Source organism: Pseudomonas sp. TJI-51 (assembly GCF_000190455.2).
GTDB lineage: Bacteria > Pseudomonadota > Gammaproteobacteria > Pseudomonadales > Pseudomonadaceae > Aquipseudomonas > Aquipseudomonas juntendi.
Genome location: NZ_AEWE02000064.1, coordinates 1 through 17,798 on the forward strand (window position 1 = coordinate 1; position 17,798 = coordinate 17,798).

Genomic DNA, 17,798 nt, shown 5'->3' on the forward strand with positions numbered 1-17,798 from the left:
GAGCGGGCAAGCCCGCGAAGCATCCAGCGCTAACCCTTCAGGAATGCCGCCACCTGTTCAGCCGCCGCCTGCAAATGCTGCTCATGGCTGAACCCCGAAGCCTTCAACGGCTTCAGGTCATGGTCCGCCGCCACTAGCCAGCTCACCTCGATCGCCGGCGATAACGCATACCCTGCCACCGCCTCCCGGTTGCCCAGCGCATCGCGCTCGCCCTGCACGATCAACGTCGGGGTTTTCAACCCGGCCAGGTGCTCCACGCGCGGCTTCTCGGGTTTGCCCACCGCGTAGAACGGGTAGCCCAGGCACACCAGCGCATCGGCGCCCAGTTCGTCGGCCAGCAGGCTGGCCATGCGCCCGCCCATCGACTTGCCACCCACCGCCAGCTTGCCCGCGACCAAAGGTCGCACCTGCCGGTACACCTCGCGCCAGCTTTCCAGCAATACCTTCTGCGGGTTCGGCGGCCGCTTGCCACCGCCAACCCGGCGCTCGGCCATGTACGGGAACTCGAAGCGCAGCACCGCTACCCCAAGTGCCGCAAGCCTTTGCGCCATTTCGTCCATGAACCCGCTGTCCATCGGCGCACCGGCACCATGGGCCAGGATCAGGCAGCCCTTGTAACCCTCCCCGCCCTCGACCTGCGCAAGATTGCAGCGCAAGCCTGGGACATTTCCGACCTTCGCCCATTGATCCCCGTCAATACCGGCACTTTGCCCATTAATCATGCTTGCCTCGCTGTAAAGCCTGCCAAATAACCGTGGATGGGAACCCATACATGAACACAACCAGCAGTACCGCCTATAACTACAAGGTGGTCCGCCAATTCGCCATCATGACGGTGGTGTGGGGAATCGTCGGGATGGGGCTCGGCGTTTTCATCGCCGCCCAGCTTGCCTGGCCTGCCCTCAACTTCGACCTCCCCTGGACCAGCTTCGGCCGCCTGCGCCCACTGCACACCAATGCGGTGATCTTCGCCTTCGGCGGCTGCGCGCTGTTCGCCACGTCCTATTATTCGGTGCAACGCACCTGCCAGACCACCCTGTTCGCACCCGGCCTGGCCGCGTTCACCTTCTGGGGCTGGCAGCTGGTGATCCTGCTGGCGGCCATCAGCCTGCCATTGGGCTACACCAGCTCCAAGGAATACGCCGAGCTGGAATGGCCGATCGACATCCTGATCACCATCGTCTGGGTCTGCTACGCCATCGTGTTCTTCGGCACGCTGATCAAGCGCAACACCAAGCACATCTACGTGGGCAACTGGTTCTTCGGCGCGTTCATCCTGACGGTGGCCATGCTGCACATCGTCAACAACCTGGAACTGCCGGTCAGCCTGACCAAGTCGTACTCGGTCTATGCCGGTGCCACCGACGCCATGGTGCAGTGGTGGTATGGCCACAACGCGGTGGGCTTCTTCCTGACCGCGGGCTTCCTGGGGATGATGTACTACTACGTGCCCAAGCAGGCCGAACGCCCGGTGTATTCCTACCGCCTGTCGATCGTGCACTTCTGGGCGCTGATTACCCTGTACATCTGGGCCGGCCCGCACCACCTGCACTACACCGCCCTGCCTGACTGGGCGCAATCGCTGGGCATGGTGATGTCGCTGATCCTGCTGGCACCGAGCTGGGGCGGCATGATCAACGGCATGATGACCCTGTCGGGGGCCTGGCACAAACTGCGCAGCGACCCCATCCTGCGCTTTTTGGTGGTGTCGCTGGCGTTCTACGGCATGTCCACCTTCGAGGGCCCGATGATGGCCATCAAGACGGTCAACGCCCTTTCCCACTACACCGACTGGACCATCGGCCACGTGCACGCTGGCGCCCTCGGCTGGGTCGCGATGATCTCGATCGGCGCGCTGTACCACACCATCCCGAAAGTGTTCGGCAAGGAACGCATGTACAGCATCGGCCTGATCAACGCGCATTTCTGGCTGGCCACCATCGGCACCGTACTGTACATCGCCTCGATGTGGGTCAACGGCATTGCCCAGGGCCTGATGTGGCGCGCAGTGAACAGCGACGGCACGCTCACCTACTCGTTCGTGGAAACCCTGGTGGCCAGCCACCCAGGCTTCATCGTGCGCTTCGTCGGCGGTGCGATCTTCCTCAGCGGCATGTTCCTGATGGCCTGGAATACCTGGCGCACCGTGCGTTCGCCGGCGCTTGATGCTGCCCCTGCGAACGCCCAGCTGGCTTGAGGAGACCTGCCTGATGAAACATGAAGTCATCGAGAAAAACGTTGGCCTGCTGGCCCTGCTGATGGTGTTGGCCGTCAGTATCGGCGGCCTGACCCAGATCGTGCCGCTGTTCTTCCAGGACGTCACCAACAAGCCGGTCGAAGGCATGAAGCCTTACACCGCGCTGCAGCTCGAAGGCCGCGACATCTACATCCGCGAAGGCTGCGTAGGCTGCCATTCGCAGATGATCCGCCCATTCCGCGCCGAAACCGAGCGCTACGGCCACTACTCGGTCGCCGGCGAGAGCGTGTGGGACCACCCGTTCCTGTGGGGCTCCAAGCGTACCGGCCCGGACCTGGCCCGGGTCGGCGGCCGCTACTCGGACGACTGGCACCGCGCGCACCTGTACAACCCGCGCAACGTGGTACCGGAGTCGAAGATGCCGGCGTACCCCTGGCTGGTCGCCCAACAGGTGGATAACAGCCACACCGACGTGAAGATGCGCACCCTGCGTACGCTCGGCGTGCCGTACACCGACGACGACATCGCCGGTGCCCGCGACGCGGTCAAGGGCAAGACCGAGATGGACGCGCTGGTGGCCTACCTGCAGGTGCTTGGCACCGCGATCAAGAACAAGAGGTGATTGCGATGGAAATGGACACCGGCATGATTCGCGGCCTCGGCACCCTGGTGGTGATGGTCGCCTTCATCGGCCTCTCCCTGTGGGTATTCAACCGCCGTCGCGACCGTGATTTCGCCGAGGCGCGCTTGCTGCCCTTCGTCGACGACCGCCTGCCCGCTGCCGGGCAGGAACCTGCTGCAAAAAGGAGTAACGGGCAATGACCACCTTCTGGAGTACGTATATCAGCGTACTGACCATCGGGAGCCTGATTGGCCTGACCTGGCTGTTGCTCGCCACCCGCAAGGGCCAGAGCCACAACCCCACCGACCAGACTATGGGCCACAGCTTCGACGGCATCGAGGAGTACGACAACCCCTTGCCCAAGTGGTGGTTCTGGCTGTTCGTCGGCACCCTGGTGTTCGCGGTCGGCTACCTGATCCTTTACCCGGGCCTGGGCAACTGGAAAGGCATTCTGCCGGGTTATGAAAATGGCTGGACCGGCGCCAACGAATGGCAAAAGGAAATGGACAAGGCCGATGCCCGCTTCGGGCCGATCTTCGCCAAGTACGCCGCCATGCCGGTGGAGGAAGTGGCCAAGGACCCGCAGGCGTTGAAAATGGGCGGGCGCCTGTTCGCCTCCAACTGTTCGGTCTGCCATGGCTCGGACGCCAAGGGCGCGTTCGGCTTCCCCAACCTCACCGACAAGGACTGGCGCTGGGGCGGTGATGCGCAGACCATCAAGGCGTCGATCATGAACGGCCGCCATGGTGTGATGCCGGCCTGGGCCGAGGTGATTGGCGAGCAGGGCGTGGCCGACGTCGCCGCGTTCGTGCTGACCAGCATGGACGGCCGTAAACTGCCGGAAGGCGCCAAGGCCGACCCGGCCAAGGGCAAGGAGATCTTCGCCGGCAACTGCGTGGCCTGCCACGGGCCGGAAGGCAAAGGCACCCCGGCCATGGGCGCGCCCGACCTGACCCACCCACAGGCGTTCATCTATGGGTCGAGCTTTGCCCAGCTGCAACAGACCATCCGCTACGGTCGCCAAGGGCAGATGCCGGCGCAGGCCGAGATTCAGGGTAATGACAAAGTGCACCTGTTGGCGGCGTATGTGTACAGCCTGTCGCAGGATGGCGCGGCTGAAACTGTGACCTCCAAGTAATACCCCCGGGGCCGCTTTGCGGCCCATCGCGACGCAAGGCCGCTCCTACAGGAGATCGCATTTTTTCTGTAGGCGCGGCCTTGTGTCGCGAAAGGGCTGCAGAGCAGCCCCAGCGCTCCCCCGCCCTACTCCCTCCCTTGCACCCCCTCCGAACAGAACTAAGCTTGTTGCCACAGTGGGCATCCTACGAAAGCACCGGCGCAGACGCCGCGCCTGGTCAGTGGCCGCCTCCAAAAAAAGCTTGACCGATCGATCAGAAAAAGGTGAAAAACGGTACACATTACAAATATTTATTTGTGTACAATCCACCTGACCCGAGCGCTGCGGGACATCAGTGAACGGGCCCGGACACGGGTCGGCGTACCAAAGTTGCGTTGCGGTAACCCGGAGGGTTATCAATACTGGCGCCGATTTTTCAACCAACAAGAACATCAAAACCGTGGAACCTTAGAATGAGCACAGCAATCAGTCCGACTGCTTATAACTATAAGGTCGTCCGCCAGTTCGCCATCATGACGGTGGTCTGGGGGATCCTTGGCATGGGCCTCGGCGTCTTCATCGCCTCGCAGCTGGTGTGGCCACAACTGAACCTGGACCTGCCCTGGACCAGCTTCGGGCGCTTGCGTCCGCTGCACACCAACCTGGTGATCTTCGCCTTCGGCGGCTGCGCGCTGTTCGGCACCAGCTACTACGTGGTGCAGCGCACCTGCCAGACGCGGCTGATTTCCGACAGCCTGGCCGCCTTCACCTTCTGGGGCTGGCAGGCGGTGATCGTCGGGGCGCTGATCACCCTGCCGATGGGCTACACCACCACCAAGGAATACGCCGAGCTGGAGTGGCCACTGGCGATTCTGCTGGCCATTGTCTGGGTCACCTACGGGGTGGTGTTCTTCGGCACCATCGTCAAGCGCAAGACCAAGCATATCTATGTCGGCAACTGGTTCTACGGTGCCTTCATCGTGGTCACCGCGATGCTGCACATCGTCAACCACATCTCCCTGCCGGTCAGCCTGTTCAAGTCGTACTCGGCCTACTCCGGCGCCACCGATGCGATGATCCAGTGGTGGTACGGGCACAACGCCGTGGGCTTTTTCCTGACCACCGGCTTCCTGGGCATGATGTACTACTTCGTGCCCAAGCAGGCCGAGCGGCCGATCTACTCGTACCGCCTGTCGATCGTGCACTTCTGGGCGCTGATCACCCTGTACATCTGGGCCGGCCCGCACCACCTGCACTACACCGCCCTGCCCGACTGGGCGCAGTCGCTGGGTATGGTGATGTCGATCATCCTTCTGGCGCCAAGCTGGGGCGGCATGATCAACGGCATGATGACCCTGTCGGGCGCCTGGCACAAACTGCGTACCGACCCGATCCTGCGCTTTCTGGTGGTGTCGCTGGCGTTCTACGGCATGTCCACCTTCGAAGGCCCGATGATGGCCATCAAGACCGTCAACTCGCTGTCGCACTACACCGACTGGACCATCGGCCACGTGCACGCAGGCGCCCTCGGCTGGGTCGCCATGATTTCGATCGGCGCCGTGTACCACATGATCCCGCGCCTGTATGGCCGCGTGCAGATGCACAGCGTTGGCCTGATCAACGCGCACTTCTGGCTGGCCACCATCGGCACCGTGCTGTACATCGCCTCGATGTGGGTCAACGGCATCACCCAGGGCCTGATGTGGCGTGCCATCAACGATGACGGCACCCTCACCTACTCGTTCGTCGAGGCACTGCAAGCCAGCCACCCGGGCTACATCGTGCGTGCCCTGGGCGGTGCGTTCTTCGCCAGCGGCATGCTGCTGATGGCCTACAACGTGTTGCGTACCGTGCGTGCCGCCAACCCGGCACAGGCTGAAGAAGCCGCCAAGATCGTCGTTGTGGGAGCGCACTGATGAAGCATGAAGCCGTCGAGAAGAACATTGGCCTGCTGGCCTTCTTCATGGTCATCGCGGTAAGCGTCGGTGGCCTGACCCAGATCGTCCCGCTGTTTTTCCAGGACGTCACCAACAAGCCGGTCGAGGGCATGAAGCCGCGTACCGCCCTGGAGCTGGAAGGCCGCGACATCTATATCCGCGAAGGTTGCGTGGGCTGCCACTCGCAGATGATCCGCCCGTTCCGCGCCGAAACCGAGCGCTACGGGCACTACTCGGTCGCCGGCGAGAGCGTGTGGGACCACCCGTTCCTGTGGGGCTCCAAACGCACCGGGCCGGATCTGGCACGGGTCGGTGGCCGCTACTCCGATGACTGGCACCGCGCGCACCTGTACAACCCGCGCAACGTGGTGCCGGAATCGAAGATGCCGGCCTACCCCTGGCTGGTCGAGAACACGCTCGACGGCAAGGACACCGCGAAGAAGATGGAGGTGCTGCGCACACTCGGCACACCGTACACCGACGCCGACATTGCCGGCGCCCGTGACGCGGTCAAGGGCAAGACCGAAATGGACGCCCTCGTGGCGTACCTGCAGGGTCTTGGCACCATCATCAAGAGCAAACGGTGACGCTGATGGATATCGGGATGATTCGCGGCCTGGGTACCGTCGTGGTGATGGTGGCGTTCGTGGGCCTGGCGCTGTGGGTGTTCAACCCACGGCGCAAGAAGGACTTCGACGAAGCCACCCAACTGCCCTTCGCCGATGACCCCGAGGCCAAACGGCACGTCGAGCAAGCAAAAGCTTCTGGGAGCAAACAACAATGACAACCTTCTGGAGTCTGTACGTTACCGTCCTGACCCTGGGCACCATCTTCTCGTTGACCTGGCTGCTGCTGTCGACCCGCAAGGGCCAGCGCGAAGAGGTGACCGACGAAACCGTCGGGCACGCCTTCGATGGTATCGAGGAGTACGACAACCCACTGCCGAAATGGTGGTTCTGGCTGTTCGTCGGCACCATCGTCTTCGCCCTCGGCTACCTGGTGCTGTACCCAGGGCTGGGCAACTGGAAAGGCATGCTGCCGGGTTATGCCTACCTGGACAACGACAAACAGACCGAGTTTTCCAACGGCCAGCAGGGCTGGACCGGCGTGCACGAGTGGGAAAAGGAAATGGCCAAGGCCCAGGCGCGCTTCGGCCCGATCTACGCCAAGTTCGCCGCCATGCCTATCGAGGAAGTGGCCAAAGACCCACAGGCGCTGAAAATGGGCGCACGCCTGTTCGCCTCCAACTGCTCGGTATGCCATGGCTCCGACGCCAAGGGCGCCTTCGGTTTCCCCAACCTGACCGACAATGACTGGCGCTGGGGCGGCGAGCCGGAAACCATCAAGGCCACCATCATGGGCGGCCGCCACGGTGTGATGCCGGCATGGGCCGAAGTGATCGGCGACCAAGGTGTGGCCGACGTCGCGGCATTCGTGGTCAGCAAGCTCGATGGCCGTACCCTGCCGCAAGGGGTCAAGGCCGATGTGCAGAATGGGCAGAAGATCTTCGCCGCCAACTGCGTGGCCTGCCACGGGCCGGAAGGCAAAGGCACGCCAGCCATGGGGGCACCGAACCTGACCCACCCGCAGGCGTTCATCTACGGCTCCAGCTTTGCCCAGTTGCAGCAGACCATCCGCTATGGCCGCCAGGGGCAGATGCCGGCCCAGGAACAGCTGCAGGGTAACGACAAGGTGCACTTGCTGGCGGCTTATGTGTACAGCCTGTCGCACCAGGCTGAGCCGGCCAAGGCCGAGTAAGGCAGGCCCGGCCTCTTCGCGGGCTCGCCCGCTCCCACAGCCTCGAGGCTGATGAGGGACCTGTGGGAGCGGGCAAGCCCGCGAAAAGGCCGGCACAACCAAGCATTTCTCGCAGGCTGATGACCTGGATCAATTGACACCCGCCATAACACGATTCACACCGCGAACCCAACGCGACTAAAGGTCGCAGTGCGACCCCGGGCCGCCCACAGCGGCGTATCATGAACCGCAGAGCGCTAGCAGATTGCGCGAGACTGCGGCCGGCACGCACTGGCCGCGGCATTTTTCCACTGCCGTGGGACTTGATGATGAGCAAGCAAATTCCGGTACATGATGTAACCCCGCCTGCCACGAAAGGGAAGGACTCCGTCGACCTCTACGCGTCCCGCGAAAAAATCTATACCCGCGCCTTCACCGGCCTGTTCCGGCGTTTGCGCATGGTTGGCGGTGCCGCGCTGTTCCTGCTGTACTTCGGCACGGTATGGCTGAACTGGGGTGGCCACCAGGCGGTGTGGTGGAACCTGCCCGAGCGCAAGTTCTATATCTTCGGTGCCACCATCTGGCCGCAGGACTTCATCCTGCTGTCAGGCATCCTCATCGTCGCCGCCTTCGGCCTGTTCTTCATCACCGTGTTCGCAGGCCGGGTCTGGTGTGGCTACACCTGCCCGCAAAGCGTGTGGACGTGGATCTTCATGTGGTGTGAAAAGGTCACCGAGGGCGACCGCAACCAGCGCATCAAACTGGACAAGGCGCCCATGAGCGCCAGCAAGTTCCTGCGCAAGTTCAGCAAGCACAGCCTGTGGCTGCTGATCGGCTTCGTCACCGGCATGACCTTCGTCGGCTACTTCTCGCCGATCCGTGAACTGGTGATCGAGTTCTTCACCGGCCAGGCCGATGGCTGGGCCTATTTCTGGGTCGGCTTCTTCACCCTCGCCACCTACGGCAACGCCGGTTGGCTGCGCGAGCAGGTGTGTGTGTACATGTGCCCCTACGCCCGCTTCCAGAGCGTGATGTTCGACAAGGACACACTGATCGTCTCCTATGACCCGCGCCGCGGCGAAACCCGGGGGCCGCGCAAGAAAGGCGCGGATTACAAGGCCCAAGGCCTGGGTGACTGCATTGACTGCACCTTGTGCGTGCAGGTCTGCCCGACCGGCATCGACATCCGCGACGGCCTGCAGATCGAATGCATCGGCTGCGCCGCCTGCATCGATGCCTGCGACGGCATCATGGACAAGATGAACTACCCCAAAGGGCTGATCAGCTACACCACCGAGCACAACCTCTCCGGGCAGAAAACCCACCTGCTGCGGCCCCGCCTGATCGGCTACGCGCTGGTGCTGCTGGTGATGATCATCGGCCTGGCCACGGCCTTCGCCACCCGCTCGCTGGTCGGTTTCGACGTCAGCAAGGACCGTGTGCTGTACCGCGAAAATGCCCAGGGCCGGATCGAGAACGTGTACAGCCTGAAGGTCATGAACAAGGACCAGCGTGACCATGTGTATGTGCTGGACGCCACTGGCCTGCCAGACCTCACGCTCGAAGGCCAACGCGAGATCCGCGTGGCCGCCGGGGATATCGTCAGCCTGCCGGTGCAGCTGTCGGTGGCGCCGGAAAAACTGCCATCGACCACCAACGAAATAACCTTCATCCTCAAAAGCGCCGACGACAGCAGCGCACAAGTTGAAGCCAAGAGCCGCTTCATCGGCCCACAGATCCGCTAAGAGAGATAACCCACAATGCCTGCCACCGCCGCCGACCCTTGGTACAAGCACCTCTGGCCCTGGATCATCATCGCGATCCTCACCACCTCGGTGTGCCTGAGCCTGAGCATGGTCAGCATCGCCGTGAACAACCCGGACAACCTGGTGAACGACAATTACTACGAGGCGGGCAAGGGCATCAACCGCTCACTGGACCGCGAACTGCTGGCACAGAAGCTGCGCCTCCAGGCCAGTGTGCACCTGGATGAACTGACCGGCGAAGTGGACCTGCGCCTGGCCGGCAACAGCAACCCGCAGAACCTGGAACTGAACCTGATATCGCCCACCCAGCCGGAAAAGGATCGCAAGGTGCTGCTGAGCCAGGTCGAGGCCGGGCGTTACGTGGGGCAACTGCAAGACAAGGTTGACGGGCGGCGTTTCGTTGAGCTGCTGGGCAGTGAAGGTGGCCAGGTGTGGCGGCTGTTCGAGGAGGAGAAGGTCGAGCATGGCGTGACCTTGCAGCTTGGTGATGAAGCCATCCAAGGCGCCGAGCACCTGTAGGAGCGGCCTTGTGTCGCGAAAGGGCTGCGCAGCAGCCCCTGCAACCTATGCTGCGAAGCTAAGATCGTGGGGCCGCTTCGCGCCCCTTTCGCGACACAAGGCCGCTCCTACAGGGAAGCGCGCCAACCGGCCGCTATGTGTAAGGCAATGATGTGATGACCCAACCCATTCCCTGCTACCACTGCGCCCTGCCCGTTCCGGCCGGCAGCCGCTTCACCGCTGTGGTGCTCGGCGAGCCCCGCGAGTTCTGCTGCCCCGGCTGCCAGGCAGTGGCCGAGGCGATCGTGGCCGGCGGCCTGGAACACTACTACCAGCACCGCAGCGACAACAGCACCAACCCCGAAGCGTTGCCCAGGCAGTTGCAGGACGAACTGGCCCTGTACGACCGCAGTGACGTGCAGCAAACCTTCGTCCACCACCTGGGCGACCTGGCCGAGGCCACCTTGCTGATCGAAGGTATCAGCTGTGCAGCGTGTGGCTGGCTGATCGAAAAACACCTGCGCAACCTGCCCGGCGTCGCCGAGGCGCGCCTTAACCTGTCCAACCACCGCCTGCTGGTTGCCTGGGATGCCTCGCAGCTGCCACTGTCGCGCCTGCTGGCCGAACTGCGCCAGATCGGTTACGCCGCTCACCCCTACCAACCCGACCAGGCCGCCGAGCAGTTGGCCCGGGAAAACCGCAGTGCCCTGCGGCGCCTGGGCGTTGCCGGGTTGTTGTGGTTCCAGGCAATGATGGCGACCATGGCCACCTGGCCGGAATTCAACATCGACCTGTCGCCCGAGCTGCACACCATCCTGCGTTGGGTGGCGCTGTTCCTGACGATCCCCATCGTGTTCTACAGCTGCGCACCGTTCTTCAAGGGCGCCGCCCGCGACTTGCGCACCCGCCACCTGACCATGGATGTTTCGGTGTCACTGGCCATTGGCCTGGCCTTCGGTGCCGGCATCTGGACAGCCATCACCGGCAGCGGCGAGCTGTATTTCGACACCGTGGGCATGTTCGCCCTGTTCCTGTTGACCGGCCGCTACCTGGAACGCCGCGCCCGCGAGCGCACCGCAGCGGCCACGGCGCAACTGGTGAACTTGCTGCCGGCTTCGTGCCTGCGCCTGGACAGCCAAGGCCGCAGCGGGCGCATTCTGCTCAGTGAACTGCAATGCGGCGACACCGTACAGGTGCTGCCCGGCGCGGTGATTCCCGCCGACGGGCGCGTCGTCGAAGGCCGCTCCAGCGTCGACGAATCGCTGCTCACCGGTGAATACTTGCCACAGCCGCGGCGGGTGGGGGACCGGGTCACCGGCGGCACCTTGAACGTGGAAAGCACGCTGAATATAGAAGTCCAGGCCTTGGGCCACGACTCGCGGCTGTCGGCTATCGTCCGCCTGCTGGAGCGCGCGCAGACGGAAAAACCACGCCTGGCAGAAATTGCCGACCGCGCCTCGCAGGGGTTCCTGCTGTTCTCGCTGCTGGCCGCAGTGGCCATCGGCCTGTGGTGGTGGTACCTGGAGCCGGCCCGGGCGTTCTGGATCGTGCTGGCCATGCTGGTGGCGACGTGCCCTTGTGCGCTGTCGCTGGCCACCCCCACCGCACTCACTGCAGCCACCGGCACCCTGCATAAGCTTGGCCTGCTGGTGACCCGTGGCCATGTGCTGGAAGGCCTGAACCAGATCGATACGGTGATTTTTGACAAGACCGGCACGCTGACCGAAGGCAGGCTGACCTTGCGCAGCATTCGCCCACTCGGCAGCCACCCCGCGGACCGTTGCCTGGCGCTGGCGGCGGCATTGGAGAACCGCTCGGAGCACCCCATCGCCCGCGCGTTCGGGCGCGCGGCCACAGCTGCTGAAGAGGTGCAGAGTGTACCCGGCCTGGGCCTGGAAGGGCTGGTCGATGGCCAGCGCCTGCGCATTGGCCAGGCCAGCTTCGTCTGCGCCTTGAGCGGCGCGCAAGTACCTGCGGTGCCCGAGCCTCGCGGCCAGTGGCTGGGGGGGGGNNTGGCTGCTGCGGGGCGCCCGCCAGGGGCCATTGGCCTGGTTCGGCCTGGACGACCGCTTGCGCGATGATGCACCGGCCCTGCTGGCTGCCTGCAAAGCGCGGGGCTGGCGCACCCTGCTGCTGTCTGGCGACAGTTCGCCGATGGTCGCGGAAGTCGCCGCGCAACTGGGCATCGACCACGCCATTGGCGGCCTGCGCCCGGACGACAAACTGGACCGCCTCAAAGCCTTGCAGGCCGAAGGGCGCAAGGTGCTGATGCTGGGCGACGGGGTCAACGATGTGCCGGTGCTGGCCGCCGCCGACATCAGCATCGCCATGGGCAGCGCCACCGACCTGGCCAAGACCTGCGCCGACGCGGTGCTGCTGTCCAACCGCCTGAGCGCGCTGGTGCAGGCGCTGGAACTGGCGCGCCGCACCCGCCGCAACATCCTCGAGAACCTGCTGTGGGCAACCCTGTATAATGGCCTGATGTTGCCGTTCGCCGCCCTCGGCTGGGTCACCCCGGTGTGGGCTGCTGTCGGCATGTCGGTGAGCTCACTGATCGTGGTGCTCAATGCCCTGCGCCTGACCCGCGCGCCAGTCAGTGCGGGGCTGCCCGCGATGGATGCCGCGCAACCCGCCAGGAGTACGCCATGCCCGCCCTCTATGTCATGATCCCCGCAGCCCTGCTGCTGGTCGGCGTGGCCGTGTACATCTTCTTCTGGGCCGTGGACAGCGGCCAGTACGACGACCTCGACGGCCCGGCGCACAGCATTCTGTTCGACGACCAGGACCCTCGTCACCAGGCGGCGGTCAAACCCGACGACACGCCGGGCAGCGCCGACAAGGACTTGCCACCCCGTGTCTGACCTGCTTCCCCTGCTGGGCTCGGCGCTGGTGCTCGGCTTGCTCGGCGGCGGCCACTGCCTGGGCATGTGCGGCGGCCTGATGGGTGCGCTGACTTTGGCCATCCCCCCTGAACAACGCGGCAGGCGCCTGCGCCTGCTGCTGGCGTACAACCTGGGGCGCATCTTCAGCTATGCCTGCGCCGGGTTGCTGCTGGGCCTGGCCGGCTGGGCCGTGGCCAGCAGCCCGGCCGCCCTGGCCCTGCGGGTCCTGGCCGCCTTGCTGTTGATTGCCATGGGCCTGTACCTGGCCGGCTGGTGGAGCGGGCTGACGCGTATCGAGGTGCTAGGCCGCGGCGTGTGGCGGCATATCCAGCCGCTGGCGTCACGCTTGCTGCCGGTGTCCAGCCTGCCCCGTGCGTTGCTGCTGGGGGCCTTGTGGGGGTGGTTGCCATGCGGGTTGGTGTACAGCACGTTGTTATGGGCGGCCAGCCAGGGCCATGCCGGCTACAGCGCGGCGTTGATGCTGGCGTTCGGGGTGGGCACCTGGCCGGTGCTGCTGGCGACCGGATTGGCGGCAGAGCGGGTAAACACTTTGTTGAAACGGCGCAGTGTGCGGGTGGCTGGCGGGGTGCTGGTGATGCTGTTTGGTATCTGGACCATGCCCGGGCCGCACCAGCATTGGCTGATGGGGCATTGAGGGCTACAAGCTACAAGCTACAAGCTACAAGAAAAAGCAGATCTGCTTTCGACTTTCGACTTTCGACTTTCCACTTGCTGCTTGCTGCTTGCCGCTTGCCGCTTGCCGCTTGCCGCTTGCCGCTTGATACAAATCAACACAGATTCCTACAGACGCCCATAGACTCCGGTTCACTGCTGCTCTTTCCGGGGACCGCCCACATGCTCGACGACATTCGTTGGGATACCGACCTGATCCGCCGCTACGATCTTGCCGGGCCACGCTACACCTCCTACCCGACCGCCGTGCAACTGCACAGCGAGGTGGGTTCCTTCGACCTGCTCCACGCCCTGCGCGAAAGCCGCCGGGCGGTACGCCCGCTGTCGCTGTATGTGCATGTGCCGTTCTGCGCCAACATCTGCTACTACTGCGCCTGCAACAAAGTCATCACCAAGGACCGCGCCCGCGCCGCGCCGTACCTGCAGCGCCTGGAGCAGGAGATTCAGCTGATCGCCTGCCACCTGGCACCGAAACAGCGAGTGGAACAGCTGCATTTCGGCGGCGGCACCCCGACCTTCCTCAGCCATGTGGAACTGCGCCAACTGATGACTACCCTGCGCCAGCACTTCCACTTGCTGGACGATGACTCCGGCGACTACGGCATCGAGATCGACCCGCGCGAAGCCGACTGGTCGACCATGGGCCTGCTGCGTGAACTGGGTTTCAACCGCGTCAGCCTCGGCGTGCAAGACCTCGACCCCGCCGTGCAGCGCGCGATCAACCGCCTGCAAAGCCTGGAGCAGACCCGCACCCTGATCGAGGCGGCGCGCACCTTGCAATTCCGCTCGATCAACCTCGACCTGATCTACGGCCTGCCCAAACAAACCCCGCAAGGCTTCGCCCGCACCGTCGAAGAGGTGATCCGCCTGCAGCCCGACCGCTTGTCGGTGTTCAACTACGCCCACCTGCCCGAACGCTTCATGCCGCAACGGCGTATCGACAGCAGCGACCTGCCCAGCGCGGCCGCCAAGCTGGAGATGCTGCACGCCACCATCGAGCAGTTGACCGCCGCTGGCTACCGCTATATCGGCATGGACCATTTCGCCCTGCCCGACGACGAGCTGGCCATCGCCCAGGAAGAAGGCACCCTGCAGCGCAATTTCCAGGGCTATACCACCCACGGGCACTGCGACCTCATCGGCCTGGGCGTGTCGGCCATCAGCCAGATCGGCGACTTGTACTGCCAGAACAGCAGTGACCTCAACACCTACCAGGACAGCCTGACCAACGCCCAGCTGGCGACCCAGCGCGGCCTGCTGTGCAACCATGACGACCGCATCCGCCGGGCGGTCATCCAGCAACTGATCTGCCATTTCCAGCTGGTTTACGAACCCATCGAGCAAGCGTTCACCATCGATTTCCGCGGTTACTTCGACCACCTCTGGCCAGAACTGCTGACCCTGCAGCGCGACGGCCTGATCAGCCTGGACGACAAGGGCATCCGCATTCTCCCGGCCGGGCGCTTGCTGGCGCGTTCGGTATGCATGGTGTTCGATGCCTACCTGGCGATGCAGAACCGCCAGCGCTTCTCCCGGGTTATCTGAAAAGCGAGACGTTCAACCGCATGGACACCCCACCTTGCCGGGCACACTATGGGCGAACGAGGAGTCCCGGCAGGGCATCTGCCGGGGTTTTGCCAGCGCGCAGCATTGATGCGCACACTGGCCTACACCCTGTGTCGTAGGTTACCCTTACGACTTATGTGTGCTTTCCCACAAGGATCGATCCAAATGTCCGAGCCAGTCAAACTGCGCCCTCACAACCAGGCCCATTGCAAGGATTGCAGCCTGGCCCCCCTGTGCCTGCCTCTTTCACTCAACCTGGAAGACATGGATGCACTGGATGAAATCGTCAAACGCGGGCGTCCGCTGAAAAAAGGCGAGTTTCTGTTCCGCCAGGGTGACAATTTTGGCTCGGTCTACGCGGTACGTTCCGGCGCCCTGAAAACCTTCAGCCTCAGCGACAGCGGCGAAGAACAGATCACCGGTTTCCACCTGCCCAGCGAACTGGTCGGCCTGTCGGGCATGGACACCGAAGCCTACCCGGTGTCGGCGCAAGCTCAGGAAACCACCTCGGTGTGCGAAATCCCCTTCGAGCGCCTCGACGAACTGTCGGTCCAGCTCCCGCAGCTGCGCCGCCAGCTGATGCGGGTAATGAGCCGTGAAATCCGCGATGACCAGCAAATGATGCTGCTGCTGTCGAAAAAAACCGCCGACGAGCGCATTGCCACGTTCCTGGTGAACCTGTCGGCGCGCTTCCGCGCCCGCGGCTATTCGGCCAACCAGTTCCGCCTGAGCATGTCGCGCAACGAAATCGGCAACTACCTGGGCCTGGCAGTGGAAACCGTGTCACGGGTGTTCACCCGCTTCCAGCAGAACGGCCTGCTGCGCGCCGAAGGCAAGGAAGTGCACATCCTCGACCCGATCCAGCTGTGTGCGCTGGCCGGTGGTGCAATGGAGGCCTGATGCCGGTATTTAGCGGGTATACTTGGGCATTCGTTTTCCCAGGATACCCGCAACAATGCACAGCGACGCCTTCGACCTCAAAGCCCTGATCCGCCCAGTGGTGGACTTCCCCAAGCCCGGCGTGATCTTCCGTGACATCACCCCGCTGTTCCAGTCGCCGCGCGGGCTGCGCTATGTGGCCGACCAGTTCATCGAGCGCTATGTCGAGGCTGAGTTCAGCCACATTGGCGCCATGGACGCGCGGGGTTTCCTGATTGGTTCGATCATCGCCCACCAGTTGAACAAGCCACTGATCCTGTTCCGCAAGCAAGGCAAGCTGCCAGCCGACGTGCTGAGCGAGGGTTACCAGACCGAGTACGGCGAGGCCTTTCTGGAGGTGCACGCCGACAGCCTGTGCGAAGGCGATTCGGTGTTGATTTTCGATGACTTGATCGCCACGGGCGGGACCTTGCTGGCAGCGGCCAACCTGGTGCGCCGCACCGGTGCGCAGGTGTTCGAGGCCGCCGCGATCATCGACCTACCCGAACTGGACGGTTCGCGCCGGCTGCAGGCGGCCGGGGTGCCGACCTTCTGCCTGACCGAGTTTTCCCTCAGCGAGTATTGAGTTGCAAGTCGCAAGCAGCGCAAGTCGCAAGTCGCAAGTCGCAAGTCGCAAGCTACAAGCAGAAGCCGATCTGCTTTAGCTTGTAGCTTGTAGCTTGCAGCTTGTAGCTTGCAGCTTGCAGCTTGCAGCTTGCAGCTTCAGAGCGAAATCGGCCGCCGCCCGGCAAAGGCATGGGCCAGTGTTCCGCCATCCACCAGTTCGAGCTCCCCGCCCAGGGGTACACCATGGGCGATGCGCGAGGCCACCAGGCCTTTTTCATTGAGCAGCTGCGCGATGTAATGCGCCGTCGCCTCGCCTTCCACGGTCGGGTTGGTCGCCAGGATCACCTCGGTGAAGGTACCCTGCTCTTCGATCCGCGCCATCAGTTGCGGAATGCCGATGGCCTCCGGCCCCAGGCCGTCCAGTGGCGACAGGTGGCCTTTGAGCACGAAGTAACGGCCGCGGTAGCCGGCCTGCTCGACCGCATACACATCGGTCGGCCCCTCGACCACACACAGCTGGGTGTCGTCACGCCGCGGGTCAGCACACTGTGGGCACAGGTCCTGCTCGGTCAAGGTGCGGCACTGCCGGCAATGCCCTACCCCTTCCATGGCCTGGGTCAAAGCCTGGGCCAGGCGCAGCCCCCCGCTACGGTCACGCTCGAGCAGTTGCAGGGCCATGCGCTGGGCGGTTTTCTGGCCTACACCTGGCAAGATGCGCAGGCCGTCGATCAATTGGCGGATAAGGGGGCTGAAGCTCATGGGGAAGGCCTGACAATTCAATAAGGGGCGGTTTATACCCAGCGGGGACAGTGGCGTCAAATCAGCCTCCGGGTGGGAGCGCGCCGGGTCAAGAATAATGACCGCGGCGGCTGCGAGTACGCACAAAAAAAAACCGCCGCTGGTGTCAGCGGCGGTTTTCGAGGGCGCATGCCTTAGAACGGCATTTTGAAGCCCGGCGGCAGCTGCATGCCGGCGGTCATGCCGCCCATTTTTTCCTGGCTGCTCTGCTCCACCTTGCGCACTGCATCGTTCAACGCAGCGGCGATCAGGTCTTCCAGCACTTCCTTGTCATCTTCATCGGTCGACATCAGGCTCTGGTCGATGCTGACGCGCTTGACGTCGTGACGACCGGTCATCACCACGCTCACCAGGCCGCCACCAGACTGGCCGGTGACTTCGGCGTTGGCCAGCTCTTCCTGCATTTTCTGCATTTTTTCCTGCATCTGCTGGGCCTGCTTCATCAGGCCGGCCATGCCACCTTTCATCATGGGGGTATACCTCGATTGGGTCATTTGATG

Annotated in this window: 18 protein-coding genes and 1 pseudogene; 16 read left to right on the forward strand and 3 right to left on the reverse strand. The window is 63.7% G+C overall.

Translation table 11 applies throughout. The annotated features are described in order from the left end of the window. Positions 1–29 precede the first annotated feature (29 nt). Positions 30–722, reverse strand: coding sequence for an alpha/beta family hydrolase (locus tag G1E_RS14495; RefSeq protein WP_009683891.1), 693 nt, complete (start codon positions 720–722; stop codon positions 30–32). A gap of 50 nt (positions 723–772) precedes the next feature. Between G1E_RS14495 and ccoN (G1E_RS14500) the strand changes: the two genes are divergently transcribed. From ccoN (G1E_RS14500) to G1E_RS14575, 16 genes and pseudogenes are all read left to right on the forward strand, one after another. Further along, positions 773–2,197 carry a cytochrome-c oxidase, cbb3-type subunit I gene (gene ccoN, locus G1E_RS14500; protein ID WP_029885688.1) on the forward strand — a complete coding sequence of 475 codons (1,425 nt, stop codon included), beginning with the start codon at positions 773–775 and terminating at the stop codon, positions 2,195–2,197. A 13-nt stretch (positions 2,198–2,210) separates the two neighbouring features. Continuing rightward, positions 2,211–2,819 carry a cytochrome-c oxidase, cbb3-type subunit II gene (ccoO, locus tag G1E_RS14505; protein WP_009683894.1) on the forward strand — a complete coding sequence of 203 codons (609 nt, stop codon included), beginning with the start codon at positions 2,211–2,213 and terminating at the stop codon, positions 2,817–2,819. 5 nt (positions 2,820–2,824) lie between these two features. Further along, on the forward strand, positions 2,825–3,019 hold the full coding sequence (locus tag G1E_RS14510) for a cbb3-type cytochrome c oxidase subunit 3 (protein ID WP_009683895.1): 195 nt from the start codon (positions 2,825–2,827) through the stop codon (positions 3,017–3,019). Continuing rightward, positions 3,016–3,957, forward strand: a complete 942-nt coding sequence (ccoP, locus tag G1E_RS14515; protein ID WP_009683896.1) for a cytochrome-c oxidase, cbb3-type subunit III — start codon at positions 3,016–3,018, stop codon at positions 3,955–3,957. Before G1E_RS14510 ends, ccoP (G1E_RS14515) begins: the two co-directional genes overlap by 4 nt. A 452-nt stretch (positions 3,958–4,409) precedes the next feature. Then, a complete protein-coding gene (gene ccoN, locus G1E_RS14520; RefSeq protein ID WP_029885689.1) occupies positions 4,410–5,852 on the forward strand; it encodes a cytochrome-c oxidase, cbb3-type subunit I in 1,443 nt (480 codons plus the stop codon). Continuing rightward, a complete protein-coding gene (gene ccoO, locus G1E_RS14525; protein ID WP_009683898.1) occupies positions 5,852–6,460 on the forward strand; it encodes a cytochrome-c oxidase, cbb3-type subunit II in 609 nt (202 codons plus the stop codon). Before ccoN (G1E_RS14520) ends, ccoO (G1E_RS14525) begins: the two co-directional genes overlap by 1 nt. A gap of 5 nt (positions 6,461–6,465) precedes the next feature. Further along, a complete protein-coding gene (locus tag G1E_RS14530) occupies positions 6,466–6,657 on the forward strand; it encodes a CcoQ/FixQ family Cbb3-type cytochrome c oxidase assembly chaperone (RefSeq protein WP_009683899.1) in 192 nt (63 codons plus the stop codon). Continuing rightward, positions 6,654–7,631, forward strand: a complete 978-nt coding sequence (ccoP, locus tag G1E_RS14535) for a cytochrome-c oxidase, cbb3-type subunit III (RefSeq protein WP_029885690.1) — start codon at positions 6,654–6,656, stop codon at positions 7,629–7,631. Before G1E_RS14530 ends, ccoP (G1E_RS14535) begins: the two co-directional genes overlap by 4 nt. Positions 7,632–7,939: 308 nt before the next feature. Further along, positions 7,940–9,355, forward strand: a complete 1,416-nt coding sequence (gene ccoG / locus G1E_RS14540; RefSeq protein WP_009683902.1) for a cytochrome c oxidase accessory protein CcoG — start codon at positions 7,940–7,942, stop codon at positions 9,353–9,355. Positions 9,356–9,370: 15 nt separating this feature from the next. Then, positions 9,371–9,895, forward strand: a complete 525-nt coding sequence (locus G1E_RS14545) for a FixH family protein (protein WP_009683903.1) — start codon at positions 9,371–9,373, stop codon at positions 9,893–9,895. A gap of 155 nt (positions 9,896–10,050) precedes the next feature. Continuing rightward, positions 10,051–12,541, forward strand: a pseudogene (locus G1E_RS14550) (heavy metal translocating P-type ATPase). Next, complete coding sequence (gene ccoS / locus G1E_RS14555; protein WP_009683906.1) at positions 12,520–12,735, forward strand: cbb3-type cytochrome oxidase assembly protein CcoS; 216 nt, start codon at positions 12,520–12,522, stop codon at positions 12,733–12,735. Before G1E_RS14550 ends, ccoS begins: the two are co-directional and overlap by 22 nt. After that, on the forward strand, positions 12,728–13,411 hold the full coding sequence (locus G1E_RS14560) for a sulfite exporter TauE/SafE family protein (protein ID WP_009683907.1): 684 nt from the start codon (positions 12,728–12,730) through the stop codon (positions 13,409–13,411). Before ccoS ends, G1E_RS14560 begins: the two co-directional genes overlap by 8 nt. Before the next feature lie 200 nt (positions 13,412–13,611). After that, a complete protein-coding gene (hemN, locus tag G1E_RS14565; protein WP_009683908.1) occupies positions 13,612–14,994 on the forward strand; it encodes an oxygen-independent coproporphyrinogen III oxidase in 1,383 nt (460 codons plus the stop codon). 186 nt (positions 14,995–15,180) lie between these two features. Continuing rightward, complete coding sequence (fnrA, locus tag G1E_RS14570; RefSeq protein ID WP_009683909.1) at positions 15,181–15,915, forward strand: Crp/Fnr family transcriptional regulator FnrA; 735 nt, start codon at positions 15,181–15,183, stop codon at positions 15,913–15,915. Positions 15,916–15,970: 55 nt separating this feature from the next. Then, entirely contained in the window at positions 15,971–16,519 is a 549-nt protein-coding gene (locus G1E_RS14575) for an adenine phosphoribosyltransferase (protein WP_009683910.1), read from the forward strand. 137 nt (positions 16,520–16,656) lie between these two features. Here the strand turns inward: G1E_RS14575 and recR are convergent, their stop codons facing one another. After that, a complete protein-coding gene (gene recR, locus G1E_RS14580; protein WP_009683911.1) occupies positions 16,657–17,259 on the reverse strand; it encodes a recombination mediator RecR in 603 nt (200 codons plus the stop codon). A 173-nt stretch (positions 17,260–17,432) separates the two neighbouring features. Continuing rightward, positions 17,433–17,768 (reverse strand): YbaB/EbfC family nucleoid-associated protein, encoded by a 336-nt coding sequence (locus G1E_RS14585; protein WP_003254305.1) that lies wholly within the window; start codon positions 17,766–17,768, stop codon positions 17,433–17,435. Between the last annotated feature and the right edge of the window lie 30 nt (positions 17,769–17,798).